This is a genomic window from Leifsonia williamsii (assembly GCF_030433685.1).
Taxonomy (GTDB): domain Bacteria; phylum Actinomycetota; class Actinomycetes; order Actinomycetales; family Microbacteriaceae; genus Leifsonia; species Leifsonia williamsii.
In genome coordinates this window covers 2822076-2843116 of sequence record NZ_JAROCF010000001.1, presented here as the reverse complement: position 1 = coordinate 2843116, position 21041 = coordinate 2822076, and the positions used below count along the sequence as shown (strand labels likewise).

Annotated in this window: 17 protein-coding genes and 1 tRNA gene; 11 read left to right on the top strand and 7 right to left on the bottom strand. The window is 71.9% G+C overall.

Annotation, left to right across the window (positions count from 1 at the left end):
- Positions 1–151 precede the first annotated feature (151 nt).
- The 6 genes from gltB to P5G50_RS13365 all read left to right on the top strand — a co-directional run bounded on the left by gltB (position 152) and on the right by P5G50_RS13365 (position 10783).
- Positions 152–4729 carry a glutamate synthase large subunit gene (gltB, locus tag P5G50_RS13390; protein WP_301208359.1) on the top strand — a complete coding sequence of 1526 codons (4578 nt, stop codon included), beginning with the start codon at positions 152–154 and terminating at the stop codon, positions 4727–4729.
- Positions 4722–6179: a glutamate synthase subunit beta gene (locus P5G50_RS13385; RefSeq protein ID WP_301208360.1), complete on the top strand. Its 1458-nt coding sequence runs from the start codon at positions 4722–4724 to the stop codon at positions 6177–6179. The genes gltB and P5G50_RS13385 overlap by 8 nt, the downstream gene beginning before the upstream one ends.
- An 84-nt stretch (positions 6180–6263) precedes the next feature.
- Positions 6264–7679 carry a pyruvate kinase gene (gene pyk, locus P5G50_RS13380; protein WP_301208362.1) on the top strand — a complete coding sequence of 472 codons (1416 nt, stop codon included), beginning with the start codon at positions 6264–6266 and terminating at the stop codon, positions 7677–7679.
- Positions 7680–7876: 197 nt separating this feature from the next.
- The gene (locus P5G50_RS13375; protein WP_301208364.1) at positions 7877–8935 is read left to right on the top strand and encodes a LolA family protein; all 1059 of its coding nucleotides are present in this window, start codon (positions 7877–7879) and stop codon (positions 8933–8935) included.
- Positions 8932–9870, top strand: a complete 939-nt coding sequence (locus P5G50_RS13370) for an ABC transporter ATP-binding protein (RefSeq protein WP_301208366.1) — start codon at positions 8932–8934, stop codon at positions 9868–9870. Before P5G50_RS13375 ends, P5G50_RS13370 begins: the two co-directional genes overlap by 4 nt.
- Entirely contained in the window at positions 9857–10783 is a 927-nt protein-coding gene (locus P5G50_RS13365) for an ABC transporter permease (RefSeq protein WP_301208368.1), read from the top strand. Before P5G50_RS13370 ends, P5G50_RS13365 begins: the two co-directional genes overlap by 14 nt.
- Before the next feature lie 130 nt (positions 10784–10913).
- Here the strand turns inward: P5G50_RS13365 and P5G50_RS13360 are convergent, their stop codons facing one another.
- Positions 10914–11798 carry an EamA family transporter gene (locus tag P5G50_RS13360; protein ID WP_301208369.1) on the bottom strand — a complete coding sequence of 295 codons (885 nt, stop codon included), beginning with the start codon at positions 11796–11798 and terminating at the stop codon, positions 10914–10916.
- Positions 11795–12382 (bottom strand): GNAT family N-acetyltransferase, encoded by a 588-nt coding sequence (locus P5G50_RS13355; RefSeq protein WP_301208371.1) that lies wholly within the window; start codon positions 12380–12382, stop codon positions 11795–11797. Before P5G50_RS13355 ends, P5G50_RS13360 begins: the two co-directional genes overlap by 4 nt.
- Before the next feature lie 105 nt (positions 12383–12487).
- Between P5G50_RS13355 and P5G50_RS13350 the strand changes: the two genes are divergently transcribed.
- Positions 12488–14908 carry a phosphoketolase family protein gene (locus P5G50_RS13350; RefSeq protein ID WP_301208372.1) on the top strand — a complete coding sequence of 807 codons (2421 nt, stop codon included), beginning with the start codon at positions 12488–12490 and terminating at the stop codon, positions 14906–14908.
- Positions 14909–14941: 33 nt separating this feature from the next.
- Here the strand turns inward: P5G50_RS13350 and P5G50_RS13345 are convergent, their stop codons facing one another.
- Positions 14942–15718 (bottom strand): SGNH/GDSL hydrolase family protein, encoded by a 777-nt coding sequence (locus P5G50_RS13345; RefSeq protein WP_301208374.1) that lies wholly within the window; start codon positions 15716–15718, stop codon positions 14942–14944.
- Between the two features lie 57 nt (positions 15719–15775).
- Here P5G50_RS13345 and P5G50_RS13340 point away from each other — a divergent pair, with 57 nt between their 5' ends.
- A complete protein-coding gene (locus P5G50_RS13340; RefSeq protein WP_301208375.1) occupies positions 15776–16276 on the top strand; it encodes a VOC family protein in 501 nt (166 codons plus the stop codon).
- 3 nt (positions 16277–16279) lie between these two features.
- On the opposite strand, the gene P5G50_RS13335 is transcribed toward P5G50_RS13340, so the two are convergent.
- Both P5G50_RS13335 and P5G50_RS13330 read right to left on the bottom strand, forming a co-directional pair.
- Positions 16280–17215, bottom strand: a complete 936-nt coding sequence (locus P5G50_RS13335) for a hypothetical protein (protein WP_301208377.1) — start codon at positions 17213–17215, stop codon at positions 16280–16282.
- Positions 17216–17340: 125 nt separating this feature from the next.
- Positions 17341–18360, bottom strand: a complete 1020-nt coding sequence (locus P5G50_RS13330) for an LLM class flavin-dependent oxidoreductase (protein ID WP_301208379.1) — start codon at positions 18358–18360, stop codon at positions 17341–17343.
- Between the two features lie 85 nt (positions 18361–18445).
- Between P5G50_RS13330 and P5G50_RS13325 the strand changes: the two genes are divergently transcribed.
- Both P5G50_RS13325 and P5G50_RS13320 read left to right on the top strand, forming a co-directional pair.
- On the top strand, positions 18446–19270 hold the full coding sequence (locus P5G50_RS13325; protein WP_301208380.1) for an MBL fold metallo-hydrolase: 825 nt from the start codon (positions 18446–18448) through the stop codon (positions 19268–19270).
- A gap of 65 nt (positions 19271–19335) precedes the next feature.
- On the top strand, positions 19336–19836 hold the full coding sequence (locus P5G50_RS13320; protein WP_301208382.1) for an FBP domain-containing protein: 501 nt from the start codon (positions 19336–19338) through the stop codon (positions 19834–19836).
- Between the two features lie 28 nt (positions 19837–19864).
- On the opposite strand, the gene P5G50_RS13315 is transcribed toward P5G50_RS13320, so the two are convergent.
- Positions 19865–19947, bottom strand: a tRNA-Leu gene (locus P5G50_RS13315).
- A gap of 37 nt (positions 19948–19984) precedes the next feature.
- Here P5G50_RS13315 and P5G50_RS13310 point away from each other — a divergent pair.
- On the top strand, positions 19985–20590 hold the full coding sequence (locus P5G50_RS13310) for an ANTAR domain-containing response regulator (protein WP_301208384.1): 606 nt from the start codon (positions 19985–19987) through the stop codon (positions 20588–20590).
- Positions 20591–20611: 21 nt separating this feature from the next.
- Here the strand turns inward: P5G50_RS13310 and P5G50_RS13305 are convergent, their stop codons facing one another.
- Complete coding sequence (locus tag P5G50_RS13305; RefSeq protein WP_301208385.1) at positions 20612–21016, bottom strand: hotdog fold thioesterase; 405 nt, start codon at positions 21014–21016, stop codon at positions 20612–20614.
- Positions 21017–21041 lie beyond the last annotated feature (25 nt).

Genomic DNA, 21041 nt, shown 5'->3' with positions numbered 1-21041 from the left:
GAACATCCGAGGCGACACCCGCAAGCACCCTCCCTCCCCACCGCACCGTATCTCCGGGCCGCACACAGCTCGGATCGCGTCGGAACCCCTCCCACCTCCCCTGGGCCGATGGCGTCCCCCCGCATCCACGAACAGTGAGGACGGTCGACAGATGGCGCTCACGCCTCCCCATCACCGCTTCGGCACCCTTCCCGGCAAGCAGGGCCTCTACGACCCCGCCGACGAGAAGGACGCGTGCGGTCTCGCCATGGTGGCGACGCTGCGCGGCACCGCCGGGCACGACATCATCGACGCCGCGCTCGAGGCGCTGCGTCACCTGGAGCACCGCGGTGCCGTCGGCTCCGACGCCGGCACGGGCGACGGCGCCGGCATCATCACGCAGGTGCCGGACGCCTTCCTGCGCGCGGTCTCCGGCGTCGAACTGCCCGCCGCCGGCCGCTACGCCGTCGGCAACGCGTTCCTGCCGACCGACGAGGGCGAGCGCGGTCGCGTGAAGACGGCGGTGGAGGCGATCGCCGCCGAGCAGGACCTGACGGTCCTCGGCTGGCGCGTCGTCCCTGTCCGCCCGGAGGAGCTCGGCACGCTGGCCCGCGAGGCGATGCCGGTCATCGAGCAGCTCTATGTCACCAGCACGCGGCTGGACGAGGCGGGGGAGCCGGTCTCCGGCATCCAGCTCGACCGCCAGACGTTCTTCCTGCGCAAGCGGGCGGAGCGCGAGCTCGACCTGTACTTCTCGTCGCTGTCGAGCCGCACGCTCGTCTACAAGGGCATGGTGACGACGCTCCAGCTGGAGCCGTTCTACCCCGACCTCTCTGACCAGCGCTTCGCCTCCAAGCTCGCGCTCGTGCACTCGCGCTACTCGACCAACACGTTCCCGTCGTGGCCGCTCGCGCAGCCGTTCCGCATGATCGCGCACAACGGCGAGATCAACACCGTGCAGGGCAACCGCAACTGGATGCGCGCCCGTCAGTCGCAGCTCGAGAGCGAGCTGCTCGGCGACCTCGCGCCCGTGTTCCCCGTGGTCACGCCCGGCGCGAGCGACTCGGCGTCCTTCGACGAGGTCGTCGAGCTGATCTCGCTCTCCGGCCGCTCCCTCCCGCACGCCGTCATGATGATGGTGCCGGAGGCGTGGGAGAACCAGACCGAGATCGACCCGGCCCGGCGCAGCTTCTACGAGTACCACTCCATGCTCATGGAGCCGTGGGACGGCCCGGCCGCGATCGTGTTCACCGACGGCTCCCTCGTCGGCGCCACGCTCGACCGCAACGGCCTGCGCCCGGGCCGCTACGTCGTCACCAACGACGGCCTGGTGGTGCTCGCGAGCGAGATCGGCGTGCTCGACTTCGAGCCGAGCCGTGTGGTGCGCAAGGGCCGCCTCCGCCCCGGCCGCATGTTCCTCGTGGACACGGAGGCCGGCCGCCTGATCGAGGACGACGAGATCAAGTCGCAGCTCGCCTCCGGCGCCCCCTACGGCGACTGGCTGGACCAGGGCCGCATCAATCTGAAGGACCTGCCGGAGCGCGAGCACATCGTGCACACCCCGGCGTCCATCACGCGCCGCCAGCGCACCTTCGGCTACACGGAGGAAGAGGTCCGCATCCTCCTCAAGCCGATGGCGACCACGGGTGCGGAGCCGCTGGGCGCGATGGGCTCGGACACGCCGGTCGCGGTGCTCTCGGAGCGCCCGCGCCTGCTGTTCGACTACTTCACGCAGCAGTTCGCGCAGGTGACGAACCCGCCGCTGGACTCCATCCGCGAAGAGGTCGTCACGACCATGAAGCTGGGCCTCGGCCCGGAGCGCAACCTCCTCGACGCCGGCCCGGAGCACGCGCGCCAGGTCGTGCTGGACTTCCCGGTGATCGACAACGACGAGCTGGCGAAGATCCAGCACATCGACCCGCGCCCCGGTAGCAGGCTCACCACGACCGTGCGCGGCCTGTACCGCTTCGACGCCGGGCCCGACGCGATGGAGAACCGTCTCGCCGAGATGTGTGACGAGGTGGACGAGGCGATCGAGGCCGGCGCCCAGTTCATCGTGCTCAGCGACCGCGACTCCACCAAGGACCTCGCGCCCATCCCGTCGCTGCTCATGCTCGCCGCGGTGCACCACCACCTGATCCGCGCCGAGAACCGCATGAAGGTCGGCCTGATCGTCGAGGCGGGCGACGTGCGCGAGGTGCACCACATCGCGCTGCTGATCGGCTACGGCGCCTCGGCAATCAATCCGTACCTCGCGATGGAGACCTGCGAGGAGCTCGTCCGCTCCGGCATGATCGCCGGCGTCTCGCCCGAGAAGGCGGTCAAGAACGTCATCAAGGCGCTCGGCAAGGGCGTGCTCAAGATCATGTCCAAGATGGGCATCTCGACCGTCTCGTCGTACGCGGGTGCCCAGGCGTTCGAGGCCGTCGGCCTCAGCCAGGAGTTCGTCGACCAGTACTTCACCGGCACGACGAGCAAGCTCGGCGGCGTCGGCATCGACGTGATCGCGGCCGAGAACCTCGCCCGGCACACCAGCGCGTACCCGGCCGACGGCGCGGTCGTCGCGCACGAGCGCCTGGCGACCGGCGGCGAGTACCAGTGGCGCCGCGACGGCGCCCCGCACCTGTTCAACCCGGAGACGGTGTTTCGCCTCCAGCACGCGACCAGGACGCGCCGGTACGACATCTTCCGCGAGTACACGAAGCTCGTCGACGACCAGTCCGAGTCGCTGATGACCCTGCGCGGCATGTTCCGCCTCAAGTCGGGCGAGCGCCCGCCGGTGCCCCTCGACGAGGTCGAGCCGGTGGAGTCGATCGTCAAGCGGTTCTCGACCGGCGCGATGAGCTACGGCTCCATCTCCAAGGAGGCGCACGAGACCCTCGCGATCGCCATGAACCGGCTCGGCGCCAAGTCGAACACCGGTGAGGGCGGAGAGGATCTCGACCGGCTCCTCGACCCGGAGCGGCGCAGCGCCATCAAGCAGGTCGCCTCCGGCCGGTTCGGCGTCACGTCGATGTACCTGACGCACGCCGACGACATCCAGATCAAGCTCGCCCAGGGCGCGAAGCCCGGTGAGGGCGGTCAGCTGCCGCCGACCAAGGTCTATCCCTGGGTCGCGCGTACCCGGCACGCGACCGCCGGCGTCGGCCTGATCTCGCCGCCTCCGCACCACGACATCTACTCGATCGAGGACCTCAAGCAGCTGATCTTCGACCTCAAGCGCGCCAACCCCGGCGCCCGGGTCCACGTGAAGCTCGTGAGCGAGTCCGGCATCGGCGCGGTCGCTGCCGGCACGGCGAAGGCGCTGGCCGACGTCATCCTGGTCTCCGGCCACGACGGCGGCACGGGCGCCTCGCCGGTGAACTCGCTGAAGCACGCGGGAACGCCGTGGGAGCTGGGCCTCGCCGAGACGCAGCAGACGCTCATGCTCAACGGCATGCGCGAGCGCGTCGTCGTGCAGGTCGACGGTCAGCTGAAGAGCGGCCGCGATGTCATCGTCGGCGCGCTGCTCGGGGCGGAGGAGTTCGGCTTCGCCACGGCGCCGCTGGTCGTCTCCGGCTGCATCATGATGCGCGTCTGCCACCTCGACACCTGCCCGGTCGGCGTCGCCACGCAGAACCCGGAGCTGCGCTCCCGGTTCTCGGGCAAGCCCGAGTTCGTGGTCAACTTCTTCGAGTTCATCGCCCAGGAGGTGCGCGAGTACCTCGCCGAGCTGGGCTTCCGCTCGCTCGACGAGGCGATCGGCCACGCCGAGCTGCTCGACGTCGACCGCGCCGTCGAGCACTGGAAGGCGTCGGGGATGGACCTGTCGCCGATCCTGCACGGCCCCTCCTTCCCGGAGAGCGCCCCGCGCCGCAACGGCCGCGCCCAGGACCACGAGCTGGACGAGCACTTCGACAACCAGCTCATCCACGCGGCCCAGGACGTGCTGGCGAACGGCGGGACGCTGGAGCTCAGCCTCCCGATCCGCAACACCGAGCGCGCCGTCGGCACCATGCTCGGTCACGAGGTGACGGTGCGGCACGGCGAGAACGGCCTCCCGGCCGGATCGATCGACATCACGCTCACCGGGTCGGCCGGCCAGTCGCTCGGCGCGTTCCTCCCGTCCGGCATCACGCTGCGGCTGGAGGGCGACTCCAACGACTACGTCGGCAAGGGTCTCTCCGGCGGCCGGATCGTCGTCCGCCCGCCGCGCGAGAGCGCCTTCGCCGCCGAGGAGAACGTCATCGCCGGCAACGTCATCGGCTACGGCGCGACGCAGGGCAGCATGTTCATCCGCGGGATCGTGGGCGAGCGGTTCCTGGTCCGCAACTCCGGGGCCACGGCGGTCGTGGAGGGCGTGGGCGACCACGCGCTCGAGTACATGACCGGCGGGCTCGCGGTGATCCTCGGCAGCACGGGCCGCAACCTCGGCGCCGGCATGTCGGGCGGCACCGCCTACGTGTACGAGCTGCAGGAGGGCCGCGTCAACCGCGACTCGCTCGCGAGCGGCGAGCTGGAGCTGCTGCCGCTCGGCAGCGGCGACATCGAGATCCTGCGCGACCTGCTCGAGCAGCACGTCGCCGAGACGGGCTCGGAGCTCGCGCAGCGCATGCTCGACGACTTCGACGCCACGGTGGCGAAGTTCGTGAAGGTGCTCCCGCGCGACTACGCGGCGGTGCTGCAGATGCGCCAGGAGGCCGTCGACGAGGGGCTCGACCCCGACGGCGAGATCGTTTGGAACCGGATTCTGGAGGTGACCGGTGGCTGACCCTAAGGGCTTTCTGAAGGTGACGGAGCGGGAGCTGCCGAAGCGGCGCCCCGTCTCGGTCCGGCTCATGGACTGGAAAGAGGTCTACGAGGCGCAGGACCCGGCGCAGCTGCGCCGGCAGGCCGGCCGCTGCATGGACTGCGGCGTCCCGTTCTGCCACCAGGGCTGCCCGCTCGGCAACCTGATCCCCGAGTGGAACGACCTGATGTGGCGCGGGGAGGGCCGCCAGGCGATCGAGCGCCTCCACGCGACCAACAACTTCCCGGAGTTCACCGGACGGCTGTGCCCGGCGCCGTGCGAGTCCTCGTGCGTGCTCGGCATCAACCAGCCCGCGGTGACCATCAAGCAGGTCGAGGTGTCGATCATCGACCAGGCGTGGCAGAACGGGTGGGTGCAGCCGCACCCGCCGGAGCGACTCACCGGCAAGACCGTCGCCGTCGTCGGCTCCGGCCCCGCCGGCCTCGCGGCCGCGCAGCAGCTCACCCGCGCCGGCCACACGGTCGCCGTGTACGAGCGCGACGACCGCATCGGCGGCCTCCTGCGCTACGGCATCCCGGACTTCAAGATGGAGAAGAAGCACCTGGAGGCCCGCCTCAACCAGATGATGGCCGAGGGCACCCGCTTCCGCGCGGGCGTCAACATCGGCGTCGACATCACCTGGGACGACCTGCGCGCACGCTACGACGCGGTCGTGGTCGCCACCGGCGCGATGGTGCCGCGCGACCTGCCGATCCCCGGCCGCGACCTGGCCGGCGTGCACTTCGCGATGGAGTACCTGGTCCAGCAGAACAAGGCGGGCGCGGGCGACGACGTCGCCGGCCAGATCACGGCCGACGGCAAGCACGTCGTCGTGCTCGGCGGCGGCGACACCGGCGCCGACTGCATCGGCACCGCGCACCGCCAGGGCGCCGCCAGCGTGACCAACCTCGCGATCGGCAAGCAGCCGCCGTCGGAGCGTCCGTCGCACCAGCCGTGGCCGATGACCCCGACCCTGTTCGAGGTCCAGTCGGCGCACGAGGAGGGTGGTCAGCGCGAGTACCTCGCGTCGACCGTCGAGTTCCTCGCGAACGAGTTCGGCGAGGTCCGCGCACTGCGCGTGGCCGAGACCGAGTACCTCGACGGGCGCCGCGTCCCCAAGGCCGGCACCGAGCGCGAGATCCCGGCAGACCTGGTCCTCCTCGCGCTGGGCTTCACCGGCCCCGAGCAGGCCGATCTGTCGTCGCAGCTGGGCCTCCCGTTCGACGAGCGCGGCAACGTGCAGCGCGCCGGCGACTACCAGACGGGCCAGCCGGGCGTCTTCGTGGCGGGCGACGCGGGCCGCGGCCAGTCGCTCATCGTGTGGGCGATCGCCGAGGGCCGGGCGGCGGCGGCGGCCGTCGACCGGTATCTTGAAGGGGAGACGCAGCTGCCGGCTCCGGTCCGCCCCACGGACCGCGGCATCCTCGTCTAGACGCGAGCCCGCGGACGCGGGGGACAATCCACCGAATCACCCGCGCCGATCCACGGCGCAGAAATCACGGAGCGAACGTAAAGCATGAGAAGGGCCAAAATCGTCGCGACCCTCGGGCCGGCGACCTCGAGCTATGAGAACATCCGCGCGATCATCGACGCGGGTGTGGACGTGGCGCGCATGAACCTGAGCCACGGCAGCTACGAGGTGCACGAGGGCGTCTACGCCAATGTGCGCAAGGCGGCCGACGACGCGGGCAAGCCCGTCGCCGTGCTCGTCGACCTCCAGGGCCCGAAGATCCGCCTCGGCAAGTTCGAGGCCGGTCCCTACGAGCTGGCCGAGGGCGACATCTTCAAGATCACCACCGAGGACATCATCGGCACCAAGGAGATCTCCTCCACCACGTTCAAGGGCCTGCCCCAGGACGTCAAGCCGGGCGACTTCCTCCTGATCGACGACGGCAAGGTGCGCGTGCGCGTGCTCGACACCGACGGCACCGTCGTGACGACCGAGGTCGTCGTCGCCGGCCCGGTGTCGAACAACAAGGGCATCAACCTCCCCGGCGTCGCGGTCAACGTGCCCGCGCTGTCCGAGAAGGACGAGGCGGACCTCCGCTGGGGCCTCAAGCTCGGCGCCGACCTGATCGCGCTGTCGTTCGTGCGCAACGCCGCCGACATCGAGCGCGTGCACGAGATCATGGCCGAGGAGGGGCGCAAGGTCCCCGTCGTCGCCAAGATCGAGAAGCCGCAGGCGGTCGACGCCCTCGAGGACATCGTCGACGCCTTCGACGCCATCATGGTCGCCCGCGGCGACCTGGGCGTCGAGCTGCCGCTGGAGGCGGTCCCGATCGTGCAGAAGCGCGCGGTCGAGCTCGCCCGTCGTCGCGCCAAGCCGGTCATCGTCGCGACGCAGATGCTGGAGTCGATGATCTCGAGCCCGGTCCCGACCCGTGCAGAGACCTCCGACGTCGCCAACGCCGTCCTGGACGGCGCCGACGCGGTCATGCTCTCGGGCGAGACCAGCGTTGGCGAGTACCCGACGGTCACCGTCCAGACCATGGCGCGCATCGTCTCCTCCACCGAGGAGCACGGTCTCGACCGCATCGCCCCGCTCGGCACGCGCCCGCGCACGCAGAGCGGCGCGATCACCCTCGCCGCCGTGGAGGTCGCCGACTTCGTCGAGGCCAAGTACCTCTGCGTGTTCACCGAGTCGGGCGAGTCGGCCCGCCGCATGGCGCGCCTGCGCAACAAGATCCCGATCCTCGCCTTCACGCCGGAGGAGTCGACCCGTCGCCGGATGGCGCTGTTCTGGGGCGTGGAGTCGTTCGTCGTCGACCGCGTCACCCACACCGACCAGATGGTCGCGCAGGTGGACGAGGCCCTGAAGTCGACCGGCCGCGCCGTGAACGGCGACAAGGTCATCATCATCTCCGGATCCCCTCCCGGGATCCCCGGCACCACCAACGACATCCGCGTGCACCGCGTAGGCGACGTCCTCTAGGACCGTCCGCCGGCGTGCCGGAAGCGAAGGGCCCCGCCTCGTGCGGGGCCCTTCGTCGTTCCGCGCGGCGGTCCGTCTGCCCGGTCCACCGGCCGTGTCCACCGAGGGGATGACACCGGTCGTCCGGTGGGATGAACTCCGGCTTTCCCACGGAGTTCGCAGGGTCGGCGCGCCGGGAGCGGAGGTATCCTCGACCCATGAAGCACCGCTGGGTCCGTTGGCTGCCGGCCGTGGCCGTTCCCGCGGCGATCGCCGCCGGTGCGATCGTCGCGCCGCTCGCCGCCGGCGCAGCGGATCTGCCCGCCCGTTCGCCGCAGGACGTGCTCGAGCTCGTCGCGGCGAGCGACGCCCGCGCGTTCTCCGGCACGCTGGAGCAGAGCTCCGAGCTCGGGCTGCCGGAGCTTCCGACAACCGGCAGGACCGGCGGTGCCGATGACAGCGCCGACAGCGTCCTCGAACTCGTGACCGCCGACCACACGGCGAAGGTCTGGGCCGATGGTCCTGCGCACCTGCGGGTGCAGATCCTCGACCGGCTGGCGGAGCGCGACGCCATCCGCGACGGCTCCGACCTGTGGCTGTACGAGTCGACCGGCAAGAAGGTCGTCCACGCGACGGTCCCCGAGCGCGGCGAGCAGGCGCCGACGCCCGACGCGACGGCGACGACGCCCTCCGCCCTGGCGCAGCGCTTCCTGGCAGCCGTGGACCCGTCGACGGAGGTGACGCTCGGCTCGCCGACGTCCGTCGCCGGCCGCGACGCCTACGACCTCGTGCTGACCCCGCGCACCGACGCGACCCTCGTCGGACGCGTCTCGATCGCGGTGGACGGCCAGACCGGCATCCCGCTGCGCGTGCAGGTGACTGCGCGAGGCGCCTCCGCTCCCGCCTTCGAGGCCGGGTTCCGCTCGTTCAGCGACAAGCGGCCCGCGGCGGACGTGTTCTCGTTCACGCCGCCCGCGGGTGCGTCGGTGACCGAGAAGTCGCTGCACGGGCGCCCGGCGGACGGCGCGGTGCCGCACCCGGAGCCGACGGTCACGGGCACGGGCTGGGCCACGGTGGTGCAGCTTCCCGCCGGTTCGTTCCCGACGGAGGCGACGAGCGACCCGCTCTTCGCACAGCTCACCCAGCCGGTCGACGGCGGGCGTGCGCTGAGCACGTCGCTGATGTCGGCGTTCGTGACCGACGACGGCCGGGTCTTCGCGGGCGCGGTTCCGGTGTCGGCCCTCCAGTCCGCGGCGCAGCAGTCCGCGACGAAGTGAGCGACGCCGCCGCCATCGCGACGAGCGGCCTGACCAAGCGCTTCCGGGGACGTGCGGTGGTCGACGGCCTCGACCTCCTCGTCCCGCGCGGATCGGTGTTCGGCTTCCTCGGTCCGAACGGCTCGGGCAAGACCACGACCATCCGGATGCTGCTCGGCCTGGTATCGCCGTCGGCGGGTGCCATCGAGGTGCTCGGCGAGCGGATGCCCGACCGCGCTGCCGGTGTGCTGCCGCGGGTCGGCGCCCTGGTCGAGGGCCCGGCGTTCGCGCCGTACCTGTCTGGCATGGCCAACCTGGTGCGCCGCGACACCGCCGACCGGTACGCGCCGGGCGCGACGCGCGGCGCGCGCGTGGCGGCGGCGCTGGAGCGGGTGGGTCTTTCGCACGCCGCAGGCAAGCATGTGCGCGCGTACTCACTGGGCATGAAGCAGCGTCTCGGGATCGCCGGGGCGCTGCTGACCGACCGCGACCTCCTCGTGCTCGACGAGCCGACAAACGGCCTGGACCCGCAGGGGACGCGGGAGGTGCGGCATCTGGTGCGCTCGCTGGCGGACGGCGGAACGACGGTGTTCGTCTCCAGCCACCTCCTGGCCGAGATCGAGCAGGTGTGCACGCACGCGGCGATCATGCGGGCGGGCCGGCTGGTGGCCCAGGGCTCCCTGGACGAGTTGCGCGCCGCCTCCGGACCCCGGATCGCCGTGGAGACGCCCGACGGGCCGCTCGCAGCCTCCGTGCTCGCCGCCCGGGGCCTGGCGGCCGTGGTGAGGGACGACGGACTCGAAGCGCCCCTGCCGACGGAGGCGCCCCCGGTCGAGGAGCTGGCCGCCGCACTCGTGGGCGCCGGTGTGCGCCTGCGCGGCCTCGCCGTGCGCTCGTCGAGCCTGGAGGAGCGGTTCGTCGAGCTGACCGGGGAGGGCTTCGATGTCGAGCAGTGAGGCCGCGTCGGAGAGTGGCCCGGGCGCTGCGGCGGCTCCTGACCAGCAGGTCGCACCCGGCGCCACCGCGTCCGCCTCGGTCACGGCCCGCCGCGAGCGCCCCTCCGGCGGCTGGGCCCTGCTCGGCTCGGAGCTGTCGGTGCTGTTCCGGCGCTGGCGCACGTGGGCGATGCTCGCGGCCCTCGCGGCCATCCCCGTCCTGATCGCGGTCGCCGTGCGGATCACCGGCGGCAGCAGCCGCGGCCCCGCGTTCCTCAGCGACATCACCGCGAACGGCCTGTTCGTCGCGTTCACGGCGCTCGTCGTGTGCGTCCCGCTGTTCCTGCCCCTGACCGTGGGCGTCGTCGCGGGCGACACGATCGCGGGGGAGGCGAGCCACGGCACGCTGCGCTACCTCGTGATCGCCCCGGCCGGCCGGCTGCGCCTGCTGGCGGTCAAGTACGCGGGTGCGCTCGTGTTCAGCGCGGCGGCGGCGCTCACGGTCGGTGTGGCGGGCGCGGCCATCGGCGCCGCGCTGTTCCCGATCGGACCGGTGACGCTGCTGTCGGGCGCGACCGTCAGCCAGGGGGAGGCTCTGCTGCGCATCCTGCTCATCGCCGCCTACATCGCGGTGTCGCTGGCGGGGCTGTGCGCGATCGGGCTGTTCATCTCAACGCTGACCGACGTCCCGGTGGGAGCGATGGCGGCGACGGCCGTGCTCGCCATCGTCTCGCAGGTGCTCGACCAGCTGCCCCAGCTCTCCGCGCTGCACCCGTGGCTGTTCAGCCACTACTGGCTGGGCTTCGGCGACCTGCTGCGCGACCCGATCGCTTGGGATTCGTTCGCCTCCAACGCCCTCCTGCAACTCGGCTACGTCGCGGTCTTCGGCGCCCTCGCCATCGGCCGCTTCACGACCAAGGACATCCTGTCCTGACAACCCTCCGCCCGGCGTCACTTCCCCTCAACGATGCGTCACGACATGCCGTCTCCGGACGTTGCCTGACGGCGCGTTGCGCCAAACGGATGGCCGGGGAGGGCCGGGGTGGAGGAGGAGGCCCAGCGGCTCAGGGCACCGTCTCGGCCGCGGCCTCCAGCTCCGACCGGGGGTGGTCGCGCTGCGTCGCGATCGTGATGCCCGCCGCCAGGCACACCACGACGATGCCGGCGAGCTGGAGGAGCGAGAAGCGCTCGCCCAGCACCAGCACGCCGAACACCGTGGCGACGACCGGCCCGAAGCTGGTGATGACCGCGTACAGCCGCGGCGTGATGCGGCGCAGGATGAACGTGTCGAGGCTGTACGGCACCGCCGACGACAGCACGCCGAGCGCCAGCAGCAGTCCGACCACCCGCCAGTCGATCCGCGTGTAGTCCACCACGACCAGGGCGATCGGGAGGGTCAGCACGGTCGCGACGACGCTCGCGACGCTCAGTCCCTCCAGTCCCGGCAGCCCGACCGCGACCCGCCGCGTCAGCACGATGTACCCGGCCCACGAGGCCGCCGCCACGAGTGCGAGCACGACGCCGAGCGGGTCGATGGCTCCCTCGGTCCCGGTGAGCAGCACGACCCCGCCCGCGGCCGCGACGGCGCAGCCCGCGTCGAGCAGCCGGCGGGAGCCCAGCAGCGCGAGCGCGAACGGGCCGAGGAACTCGATGGTCGCCGCGATCCCGAGCCCGAGGCGGCCGACCGCCTCGTAGAAGCTGAGGTTCATCGCCGCCAGCACGACACCGAGCGCGAGCGCAGGCCACAGCCGACGCCACGTCAGCTCCGCCCGTCGCGGCCGGTAGAACGGCAGCACGGCGACCGCCGTCACGATCTGCCGGGCGGCCACGACGACGACCGCCCCGACGACCGGGATGAGCAGTCCGGCGAGCGCCGAGCCGAAGTTGATGCTGACCTCCGTCGCGACCTGGGTACCGGCTCCGACGAGACGGTCGCGACGTGAACTCACTCCGTCGAGCTTAGCCGCAGCCGCATGACCGCCCGGGTCGCGGAGGGGCGCCGCACGACCTCGAAGCCGCCGTCGCGGAACAGGCCGACCGTCCCGTGGTAGCGCTCGGCGCTGCTGAGGGAGGGGCGCACCTCCGGGTCGACGGGGTACCCCTCCACCACCTCCGCTCCACGCTCGCGCGCGTGGCCGACCGCGCCGCGCAGGAGGGCCCGGGCGACGCCGCGGCGCCGGAAGTCGAGCCGCACCACGAAGCACGTCACCGCCCACGGGTCCGCCGGGTCGTCGGCCTGCCGCCGGGTGATGGGCGAGCGGGCGAGCCCCGGGTACGCCGAGAACGGCTCCACCGCCGACCAGCCCGCCGGCTCGCCGTCGACGAACGCGATCACGCCGGGCGAGCCGTCGTGCACCTGCGCGTGGAGCAGGTCGCGCTTGCCCTCGCGCGGGGTCGCGTCCCACTCCTTGCGGGGCTGCTTGAACCACTGGCACCAGCACCCGGCCGGGTCGCCACGCTCGCCGAAGACGGTCTCGAGCGCCTCCCACGTGTCGGGCCCCGCCGAGCGGATGACCACGTCGCTGTCCGTCATGCCCGCGACGATACCGGAGCCCTCCGACGCCGTCATCGTTCACCTCCGCGTCTCCCTGCTGCGAAGGCCCCCGCGTAGGATGCGGCGGAGAAGAGGGGAGTCACCGTGACCGCATCGATCGACGCCGAGACATTGGACCGCCTGGACGCCTGGTGGCGCGCCGCGAACTACCTCTCGGTGGGCCAGATCTACCTGCTCGACAACCCGCTGCTGCGCGAGCCGCTGGCGAAGGAGCACATCAAGCCGCGGCTGCTGGGCCACTGGGGCACGACGCCCGGGCTCAACTTCATCTACGCGCACCTGAACCGCGTGATCCGCGACCGCGACCTCGACACGATCTTCATCGCCGGCCCCGGCCACGGCGGCCCCGGCGTCGTCGCGAGCGCCTACCTCGACGGCACCTACAGCGAGGTCTACAGCACGATCGACCGCAGCGACGACGGCCTGCGGAGGCTGTTCAAGCAGTTCTCGTTCCCCGGCGGCATCCCCAGCCACGCCGCGCCGGAGACCCCGGGATCGATCCACGAGGGCGGCGAGCTCGGCTACTCCCTCTCCCACGCCTACGGCGCCGCCTTCGACAACCCCGACCTGCTGGTGGCCGCGGTGGTGGGCGACGGGGAGGCCGAGACCGGCCCGCTCGCGACCGCCTGGCACTCGAACAAGTTCCTCGACCCGGTGACCGACGGGGTCGTGCTGCCGATCCTCCACCTCAACGGCTACAAGATCGCCAACCCGACGGTGCTGGCGCGCATCCCCGAGGAGGAGCTGCTCGCGCTGATGCGCGGCTACGGCTACGAGCCGTACATCGTCTCCGGCGGCTTCGACGGCGAGGACCCGCGAGCGGTCCACGAGCGCATGGCGACGACGATGGACGAGATCCTCGACCGCATCGCGGAGATCAAGGCCGCCGCGACGGCGGGGGAGCTGCCCGGCCGCCCCGCGTGGCCCATGCTGATCCTCCGCACGCCGAAGGGCTGGACCTGCCCGGCGGAGATCGACGGCCATCCCGCCGAGAACAACTGGCGCTCGCACCAGGTGCCGCTCGCCGACGCGCGGGACACCGAGGCGCACACGCGGCTGCTCGAGAACTGGCTGCTGTCGTACCGGCCCGACGAGCTGTTCGACGACTCCGGCGCCCCCGTCGCGCTGGTGACGGCGCTCGCGCCGGAGGGGGACCGCCGGATGAGCGCCAACCCCGTCGCGAACGGCGGCCTGCTGCGCAAGGACCTGCGCCTCCCCGACTTCCGCGACTACGCCGTCGACGTGCCGGCTCCCGGCGAGACCGTGGCCGAGGCGACGCGGGTGCTCGGCGAGTGGCTGCGGGATGTCATGGCCGCCAACCCGCGGGACTTCCGCCTGTTCGCGCCCGACGAGACGGCCTCCAACCGTCTGCAGGCCGTGTACGAGGTGACCGCCAAGCAGTGGAACGCCGAGTACCTCCCGATCGACAGCGACAACCACCTCGCGCCGAGCGGCCGGGTGATGGAGGTGCTCAGCGAGCACCAGTGCCAGGGGTGGCTCGAGGGCTACCTGCTGACCGGACGGCACGGCGTGCTGACCTCGTACGAGGCGTTCATCCACATCGTCGACTCGATGTTCAACCAGCACGCGAAGTGGCTGAAGAGCTCGCGCGGCATCCCGTGGCGGCGACCCGTGGCCTCCCTCAACTACCTGCTCAGCTCGCACGTCTGGCGCCAGGACCACAACGGCGCCTCGCACCAGGACCCCGGCTTCATCGACCACGTCGTGAACAAGAAGGCGGACGTCGTGCGCGTCTACCTCCCGTTCGACGCCAACACGCTGCTGTCGACCTACGACCACTGCCTGCGCACGACCGACTACGTGAACGTCGTCGTCGCGGGCAAGCAGCCGGCACCGAACTGGCTGACGATGGAGGAGGCCATCGCGCACTGCACGCGTGGCATCGGCATCTTCGACTGGGCGGGCACCGAGGTCGAGGGGGAGGAGCCGGATGTCGTGCTCGCGTGCGCGGGCGACATCCCGACCCTCGAGGTGCTGGCCGCCGCCTCCATCCTCCGCGAGCGCCTCCCCGAGCTGAAGGTGCGGGTCGTGAACGTCGTCGACCTCATGCGGCTGCAGAGCGAGGGCGAGCACCCGCACGGCCTGAACGACCGCGAGTACGACGCGCTCTTCACCACGGACAAGCCGGTGATCTTCGCCTACCACGGCTACCCGTGGCTGATCCACCGGCTCACCTACCGCCGCGCCGGCCACGCCAACCTGCACGTGCGCGGGTACAAGGAGGAGGGCACGACGACCACGCCGTTCGACATGGTGATGCTGAACGACCTCGACCGCTACCACCTGGCCATCGACGTCATCGACCGCATACCGGGACTGGCCTCGCGGGAGGCGGCGCTGCGGCAGGAGCTGCAGGACGCCCGGCTCGCGGCCCGCCAGTACACGCGCGAGCGCGGCGAGGACATCCCCGTGGTCGCCGAATGGCGGTGGGGAGGCGGCACGCGGACCACCCGGATCGACACGACGGGCGGGGACAACGACTGACGCGGGCTGAGGCCGGCGCGCGGGCCGCAGCGGTTACAGCGGTGTCTGCATGGTCGGGTCGACCACCGTCAGCGTCGCGATCTTCGCGGCGCGGCCGTCCCCCGACGAGCGCCCGGTGAGGCGGCGGCCCACCCACGGCAGCACGTACGTGCGGTAGTACTCGGCTGTGCGACGCGTGCGCTCGCCCGGCGGCGTCGCCGCGACCTCCGCGACGCCCCACTCCTCGGGCACCGGGATGCCGAACGCCGTCAGCACGTTGCTCGCGACGCGCGCGTGGCCCAGCGGGTTGAGGTGGAGGCGGTCCGCCGACCAGTAGCGGATATCGCCCAGCCCCTCGTCCGACCAGTTGTCGACGAAGGTCACGTTCTCCCTCGGGAGCATGCGGTGCACGGCGTGCGCGAGAGCGTCGCCGCGCTTGCGGACCAGCCCGCCGAGGGGCACGTGCGCGCTCGGGTTCGCGCCGCTCAGCAGCAGCATGTGGCTGCCGGAGGCGACGATCCGGTCGGCCGCGTCGACGAGCACCTGGGCGACCTCGTCGATGGAGACGCGGGGCCGGAGGATGTCGTTGCCGCCGCCGTTGAGACTCACCAGCTCCGGGTGCTGGGCCAGCGCCGGCTCGATCTGCTCGGCGACGATCGGCGCGAGCTTCTTGCCGCGCACGGCGAGGTTGGCGTAGCGGAACGGTTCGGGCGAGGCGAGCGCGAAGCCGAGGGCGACGAAGTCCGCCCAGCCGCGGGTCCTGCCGTCGGGGAGGTCGTCCCCGACCCCTTCGGTGAAGCTGTCGCCGATCGCGATGTAGCTGCTGAACACATGCCAACGCTACCCGTCCGGCGCTAGCATGACGCCATCGACAGCGAGGGGGCGGTCATGGCGGAGCCGTTGACGCAGAAGGTCACCACATTCCTCTGGTACGAGTCGGGGGCGGAGGAGGCGGCGCGTTACTACGTGTCCCTCCTGCCCGACTCCCGCATCGTCGACGTCGCGCGGTTCGGCGACGAGATCGGCGGGTCGGAGGGCGGCGCCGCGGTCGTGCGGTTCACCCTCGGCGGTGTCGAGTACCAGGCGTTCGACGGCGGGCCTGGCCACCCCTTCACCTGGGCGGCCTCTCTCGTGGTGCTGTGCGAGGACCAGGAGGAGGTGGACCGGCTCTGGGAGGCGCTGATCGCGGACGGCGGCGCGCCCAGCCAGTGCGGCTGGCTCTCCGACCGCTGGGGCCTGAGCTGGCAGATCGTGCCACGCGTGCTGCTCGAGCTGCAGGCCGGCCCCGACCGCGCCCGCGCCCGCCGGGTCAACGAGGCGATGCTGCAGATGGGCAAGCTCGACATCGCCGGCCTGCTCGCCGCCGCCGAGGCGGGGCAGCCGGCCTGACTGCTACGGCTGGCGGGCGAGCAGCGACTGCCAGCTCAGCAGGTGCTCGACCGTGACGCCGCGGTAGCCTGGGAGGCTCGCCAGCGCCTGGCGGACGAGTCCCGTCTGCGATTCCAGCGCGCCGGCGGTGTCGTCGCCGAACGTCGCCGCCGGGCCTCCCGCCACCTCCGGGGTGTCGGTCTCGACGCCGATGCTGAACGGCACTCCGGCGTCGGAGGCCGCGGTCGCCGCCGGCGTCGCGAGCGCGAGGATGCCGTCGTCGCCCCCGGCGTGGTCGACGAACGCGACGATCGCGACGGAGTCGAGGTGGGTCAGCAGCCCGTCGAAGAGCGTGGCGCCGCGCACCCCCGGCTTCGCGGCGAGCCACCACGGCAGGTCGGCGCCGACCGGGACACCGCCCGCGGCGGCCGCCGCCGTGTCGTACATGGTCGCGAGCTTCGCCACGATCCCCGGCAGCTGGTCGTCCTGGGCACCGATCCACGGCTCCACGTCGAACTGAACGGCGTCGAAGGGCGCGGTCGCGAGGGCGGCGCGGGTCCAGGTCGCCGCGAGGTCGGGCTGATCGGCCCAGGCGGGGTCGCCGCCGAGCGCCGCGACCGTCGTGACACCAGCGCCATGGAGGGCGTCGACCGCCTCCGGGAGCCAGGTCGCGAACGCGCCCTGGTCCGCGGCCCACGGCACGGACAGATACACGGTGCGGAGTCCGCGCTGCTGTGCGAAGGCGGCCAGCGCCTCCGGCTCGAACTCCGGTTGCCCCAGCCCGCGCGCGTCCGTCGCGGGATCGATCGGGTTGCCCCACGCCCACATGCCGGTGACGGCGGAGGGAGCGGTGCCGTCGGTCACCGCGTGCGCCGACGCGGGCGCGGCGCTCAGCGCTGACAACCCGAGGGCGACCGCCAGTGCGGCGGGGAGCAGGGAGCGGAGAGCGGAGCGAGGCACGGCACACCCTTCGGACGAACGACGTCATGCATAACGCACTGCATTTCGGGTGTGCAGCACTGCAATCTTCGTCCGGTAACGCTGAGACGCAAAGTTCCCTGTTCGGGGCACGAACGCGCCGGTCGTCAGTCCCGCCAGCCCAGCTCCGCTCCGATCGCGACCACGGCCTCCAGCAGCCGGGCGTTGAAGTCGACGCCGAGCTGGTTCGGCACCGTCACCAGCACGGTGTCCGCGAGTGTGAGCGCCTCGTCCTCGGCGAGCTCGGCCACGAGCTTCTCGGGCTCGCCGATGAAGGAGCGGCCGAAGCGGGCGAGCCCGCCGTCGAGGTGGCCGACCTGGTCGCGCCCCTCCACCTGGGCGCGGGCGCCGAAGTAGCGGCGCGACTCGTCGTCGACGATCGGGATGATGCTGCGGCTGACGCTGACCCGCGGCGTGCGCTCCCAGCCCATCTCGGCCCAGGTGGCGTGGAACCGCTCGATCTGCTCGGCCTGCAGGCGGTCGAATGACACGCCCGTGTCCTCGGTGAGCAGGGTGGACGACATCAGGTTCATGCCCTGCTCGGCCGTCCACTCCGCCGTCGCGCGCGTGCCGGCGCCCCACCAGATGCGGTCGGGGAGGGTCGGCGACTGCGGCTCGATGGCGAGGCCGCCCGTCGTGCCGGTCATCTGCGGGTTGGCGTTCGCCATCGCCTCACCGGCGATGGCGGCGCGGAAGATCGCCGTGTGCCGCCGCGCCATGTCGGCGTCCGTCTCTCCCTCGCCCGGCACGTAGCCGAAGCTCTCGTAGCCGCGCAGCGCGGTCTCGGGTGACCCCCGGCTGATGCCGAGCTGGAGCCGCTCGCCGCTGATCAGGTCGGCGGAGGCGGCGAGCTCGGCGGCGGCGAGCGGGTTCTCGTACCGCATGTCGATCACGCCCGTGCCGATCTCGATGCGGCTGGTGCGTGCGCCGACGGCGGCGAGCAGCGGCCACGGGGTCGCCAGCTGCGGAGCGAAGTGGTGCACGCGGTAGTACGCGCCATCGGCCCCGACCTCCTCGGCCGCCACCGCGAGGTCGATCGCCTGCAGCAGCGCATCGCCCGCGGTGCGGGAGGTGGAGCCTGGCACGGCCTGGTAGTGGCCGAAGGAGAGGAAGCCGATGCGTTTCACCCTTGTGACAATCCTCTCGGTCGCGACGGTATTCCGGCCAGGTCGATGCTGCCATCGTGCGCGGTCCGGCGGCTAGAGTCGCCGCATGGCGGACTGGCTGTGCACCGCGTGCGCGGTGGAGTACCCGGCGGGGGAGCACCCTCCCGCCTCCTGCCCGATCTGCGAGGACGAGCGGCAGTACGTGCCGCCCGACGGCCAGCGCTGGACCAGCCTGCAGCGGCTCCAGCGCGAGGGCGAGCGCGTGGTCGTCGACGAGCTCGAGCCCGACCTGTACGGGCTGCGCAGCGAGCCCAAGCTCGGCATCGGCCAGCAGGCGATGCTGCTGCGGACGCCGGAGGGCAACCTCCTCTGGGATCCGACCGGGTACGTCGACGAGGCGGCCGCGACCGCGGTGCAGGACCTCGGCGGCGTCGCCGTCATCGCGACCAGCCACCCGCACATGTTCGGAGCCCAGACCTCCTGGTCGCGCATGCTCGGCGACCCGCCCGTGCTCGTGAACGCCGCCGACCGGGCGTGGGTGCAGCGCGAGGAGCCGTGCATCGAGACGTGGGAGGGGGAGGTGGAGGTGCTGCCCGGCGTCACGCTCCGCACGATCGGCGGGCACTTCCCCGGCAGCGCGGTCGTGCACTGGGACCGCGGCGTCGTGCACGGCGCTGTCGTCCTCAGTGGCGACACCGTCTTCCCCGGGCCGTCGCAGCGCTGGGTGACCTTCCAGCGCAGCTTCCCGAACGACATCCCGCTCTCGGCGGCGGTCGTGCGGCGCGTCGCCGACCGGGTGTGCGACCGGCCCTTCGAGCGCATGTACGGCAATCTCGGCAACGTCGTCCCGACGGAGGCGCGGGAGGCCGTGCTCCGCTCCGCCGACCGCTACATCGGCTGGGTGAGCGGCGCCTTCGACCACCTGACCTGAGCGGGGTCGGCCGCCTCCGGCCGCGTCCTCCCGATCCTGTGCAAGCATGGGAGGAGGAGGTGGAGATGGAGAGCCTGACCCCGCAGCAGCTGCGCGAGTCCTTCGTCAACTGCTCGCGCAGCGAAGCCGAGGAGCTGCCGCTCCCGCCCGGGATGCACGAGGTGGACTGGTCCCGACGCGAATACCTCGGCTGGCGCGACCCCCGCCTCCCGCAGCGCGGTTACGTGGTCGTCCCGACCGATGACGGGCCCGTCGGCATCGTGCTGCGTGCTTCCGAGGCCTCGATGCGGTCGACCGCCCCGTCGATGTGCGGGTGGTGTCAGGACGTCCACCATCCCCGCGACGTCTACTTCTGGTCGGCCCGCCGTGCCGGCCAGGCCGGGCGCAACGGCGACACCGTCGGCACGCTGGTCTGCGGCGGCTTCGAGTGCAGCGAGAACGTGCGTCGCACGCCGCCGCCCCAGTTCGTCGGTTTCGACGTCGACGCGGTGGTGGAGGAGCGGATCGCCGGCCTCGCCGCGCGCGCCCGGCGCTTCGCCGCGAACGTGGTCGGCGTCCACAACTGAGCCGTCGTGCCCCTGCCGGAGACTGTCGTGCCGCTGGTGGGACTCGAACCCACACGCCCTTCCGGACAAAGCATTTTGAGTGCTCCGCGTCTGCCATTCCGCCACAGCGGCGCACGAACCACCTGAACAATACCGTAGGCTTTTACGCGTGACTGACCAGGAAACCACCCCCACTGCTCCCCGCCGCGTCGTCGTGGCGGAGGACGAGTCCCTGATCCGCCTCGACATCGTCGAGATCCTGCGCGACAACGGATTCGAGGTCGTGGGTGAGGCCGGAGACGGCGAGACCGCGGTGGCCCTGGCGACCGAGCTGCGCCCCGACCTCGTCATCATGGACGTCAAGATGCCCCAGCTCGACGGCATCTCCGCCGCCGAGCGGCTGTCGAAGGGCCACATCGCGCCCGTCGTCCTGCTGACCGCCTTCAGCCAGAAGGAGCTCGTCGAGCGGGCCACCGAGGCCGGCGCCCTCGCCTACGTCGTCAAGCCGTTCACGCCCAACGACCTCCTCCCCGCCATCGAGATCGCCCTCGCCCGGCACGCGCAGATCATCGCGCTCGAGGCCGAGGTCGGCGACATGGTGCAGCGCTTCGAGACCCGCAAGCTCGTCGACCGCGCCAAGGGCCTGCTCAACGAGAAGATGGGCCTGTCCGAGCCGGAGGCGTTCCGCTGGATCCAGAAGGCGTCGATGGATCGCCGCCTCACGATGCACGACGTCGCCCAGGCGATCATCGAGCAGCTCGCGCCCAAGAAGTAGTCCCCCGAGCGGGCGCGGCCGCTACAGCTCCTTGATCAGGTTCGTGATCCGGATCGTGGAGCAGCGGCGCCCCTGCTCGTCCGTCACGGCGATCTCGTGGGTCGTCAGCGTGCGGCCGAGGTGGATGGGCGTGCAGACGCCGGTGACGTAGCCGGAGGTCGCCGAGCGCGTGTGAGAGGCGTTGATCTCGATGCCGACCGCGAGCCTCCCCTCGCCCGCGTAGAGGTTCGCCGACATGGAGCCGAGCGACTCGCCGAGCACCACGTAGGCGCCGCCGTGCAGGAGGTCGGCCGGCTGCGTGTTGCCCTCCACCGGCATGCGGGCGACGGACCGCTCGACGCTGAACTCCAGCATCTCGATGCCCATCTTCTCGGCCAGGCGGCCGAGCCCCCTCTGCTGCACGTAGGCCAGTGCGTCCTCGGTCATCGTCGCCCTCTCCGCGGCCGTCGTG

Coding starts and splice junctions, on each gene's coding strand:
- gltB (WP_301208359.1), top strand. CDS start 152: ATGGCGCTCACGCCTCCCCATCACCGCTTCGGCACCCTTCCCGGCAAG.
- pyk (WP_301208362.1), top strand. CDS start 6,264: ATGAGAAGGGCCAAAATCGTCGCGACCCTCGGGCCGGCGACCTCGAGC.
- P5G50_RS13375 (WP_301208364.1), top strand. CDS start 7,877: ATGAAGCACCGCTGGGTCCGTTGGCTGCCGGCCGTGGCCGTTCCCGCG.
- P5G50_RS13365 (WP_301208368.1), top strand. CDS start 9,857: ATGTCGAGCAGTGAGGCCGCGTCGGAGAGTGGCCCGGGCGCTGCGGCG.
- P5G50_RS13355 (WP_301208371.1), bottom strand. CDS start 12,382: ATGACGGACAGCGACGTGGTCATCCGCTCGGCGGGGCCCGACACGTGG.
- P5G50_RS13340 (WP_301208375.1), top strand. CDS start 15,776: ATGGCGGAGCCGTTGACGCAGAAGGTCACCACATTCCTCTGGTACGAG.
- P5G50_RS13325 (WP_301208380.1), top strand. CDS start 18,446: ATGGCGGACTGGCTGTGCACCGCGTGCGCGGTGGAGTACCCGGCGGGG.
- P5G50_RS13320 (WP_301208382.1), top strand. CDS start 19,336: ATGGAGAGCCTGACCCCGCAGCAGCTGCGCGAGTCCTTCGTCAACTGC.
- P5G50_RS13305 (WP_301208385.1), bottom strand. CDS start 21,016: ATGACCGAGGACGCACTGGCCTACGTGCAGCAGAGGGGGCTCGGCCGC.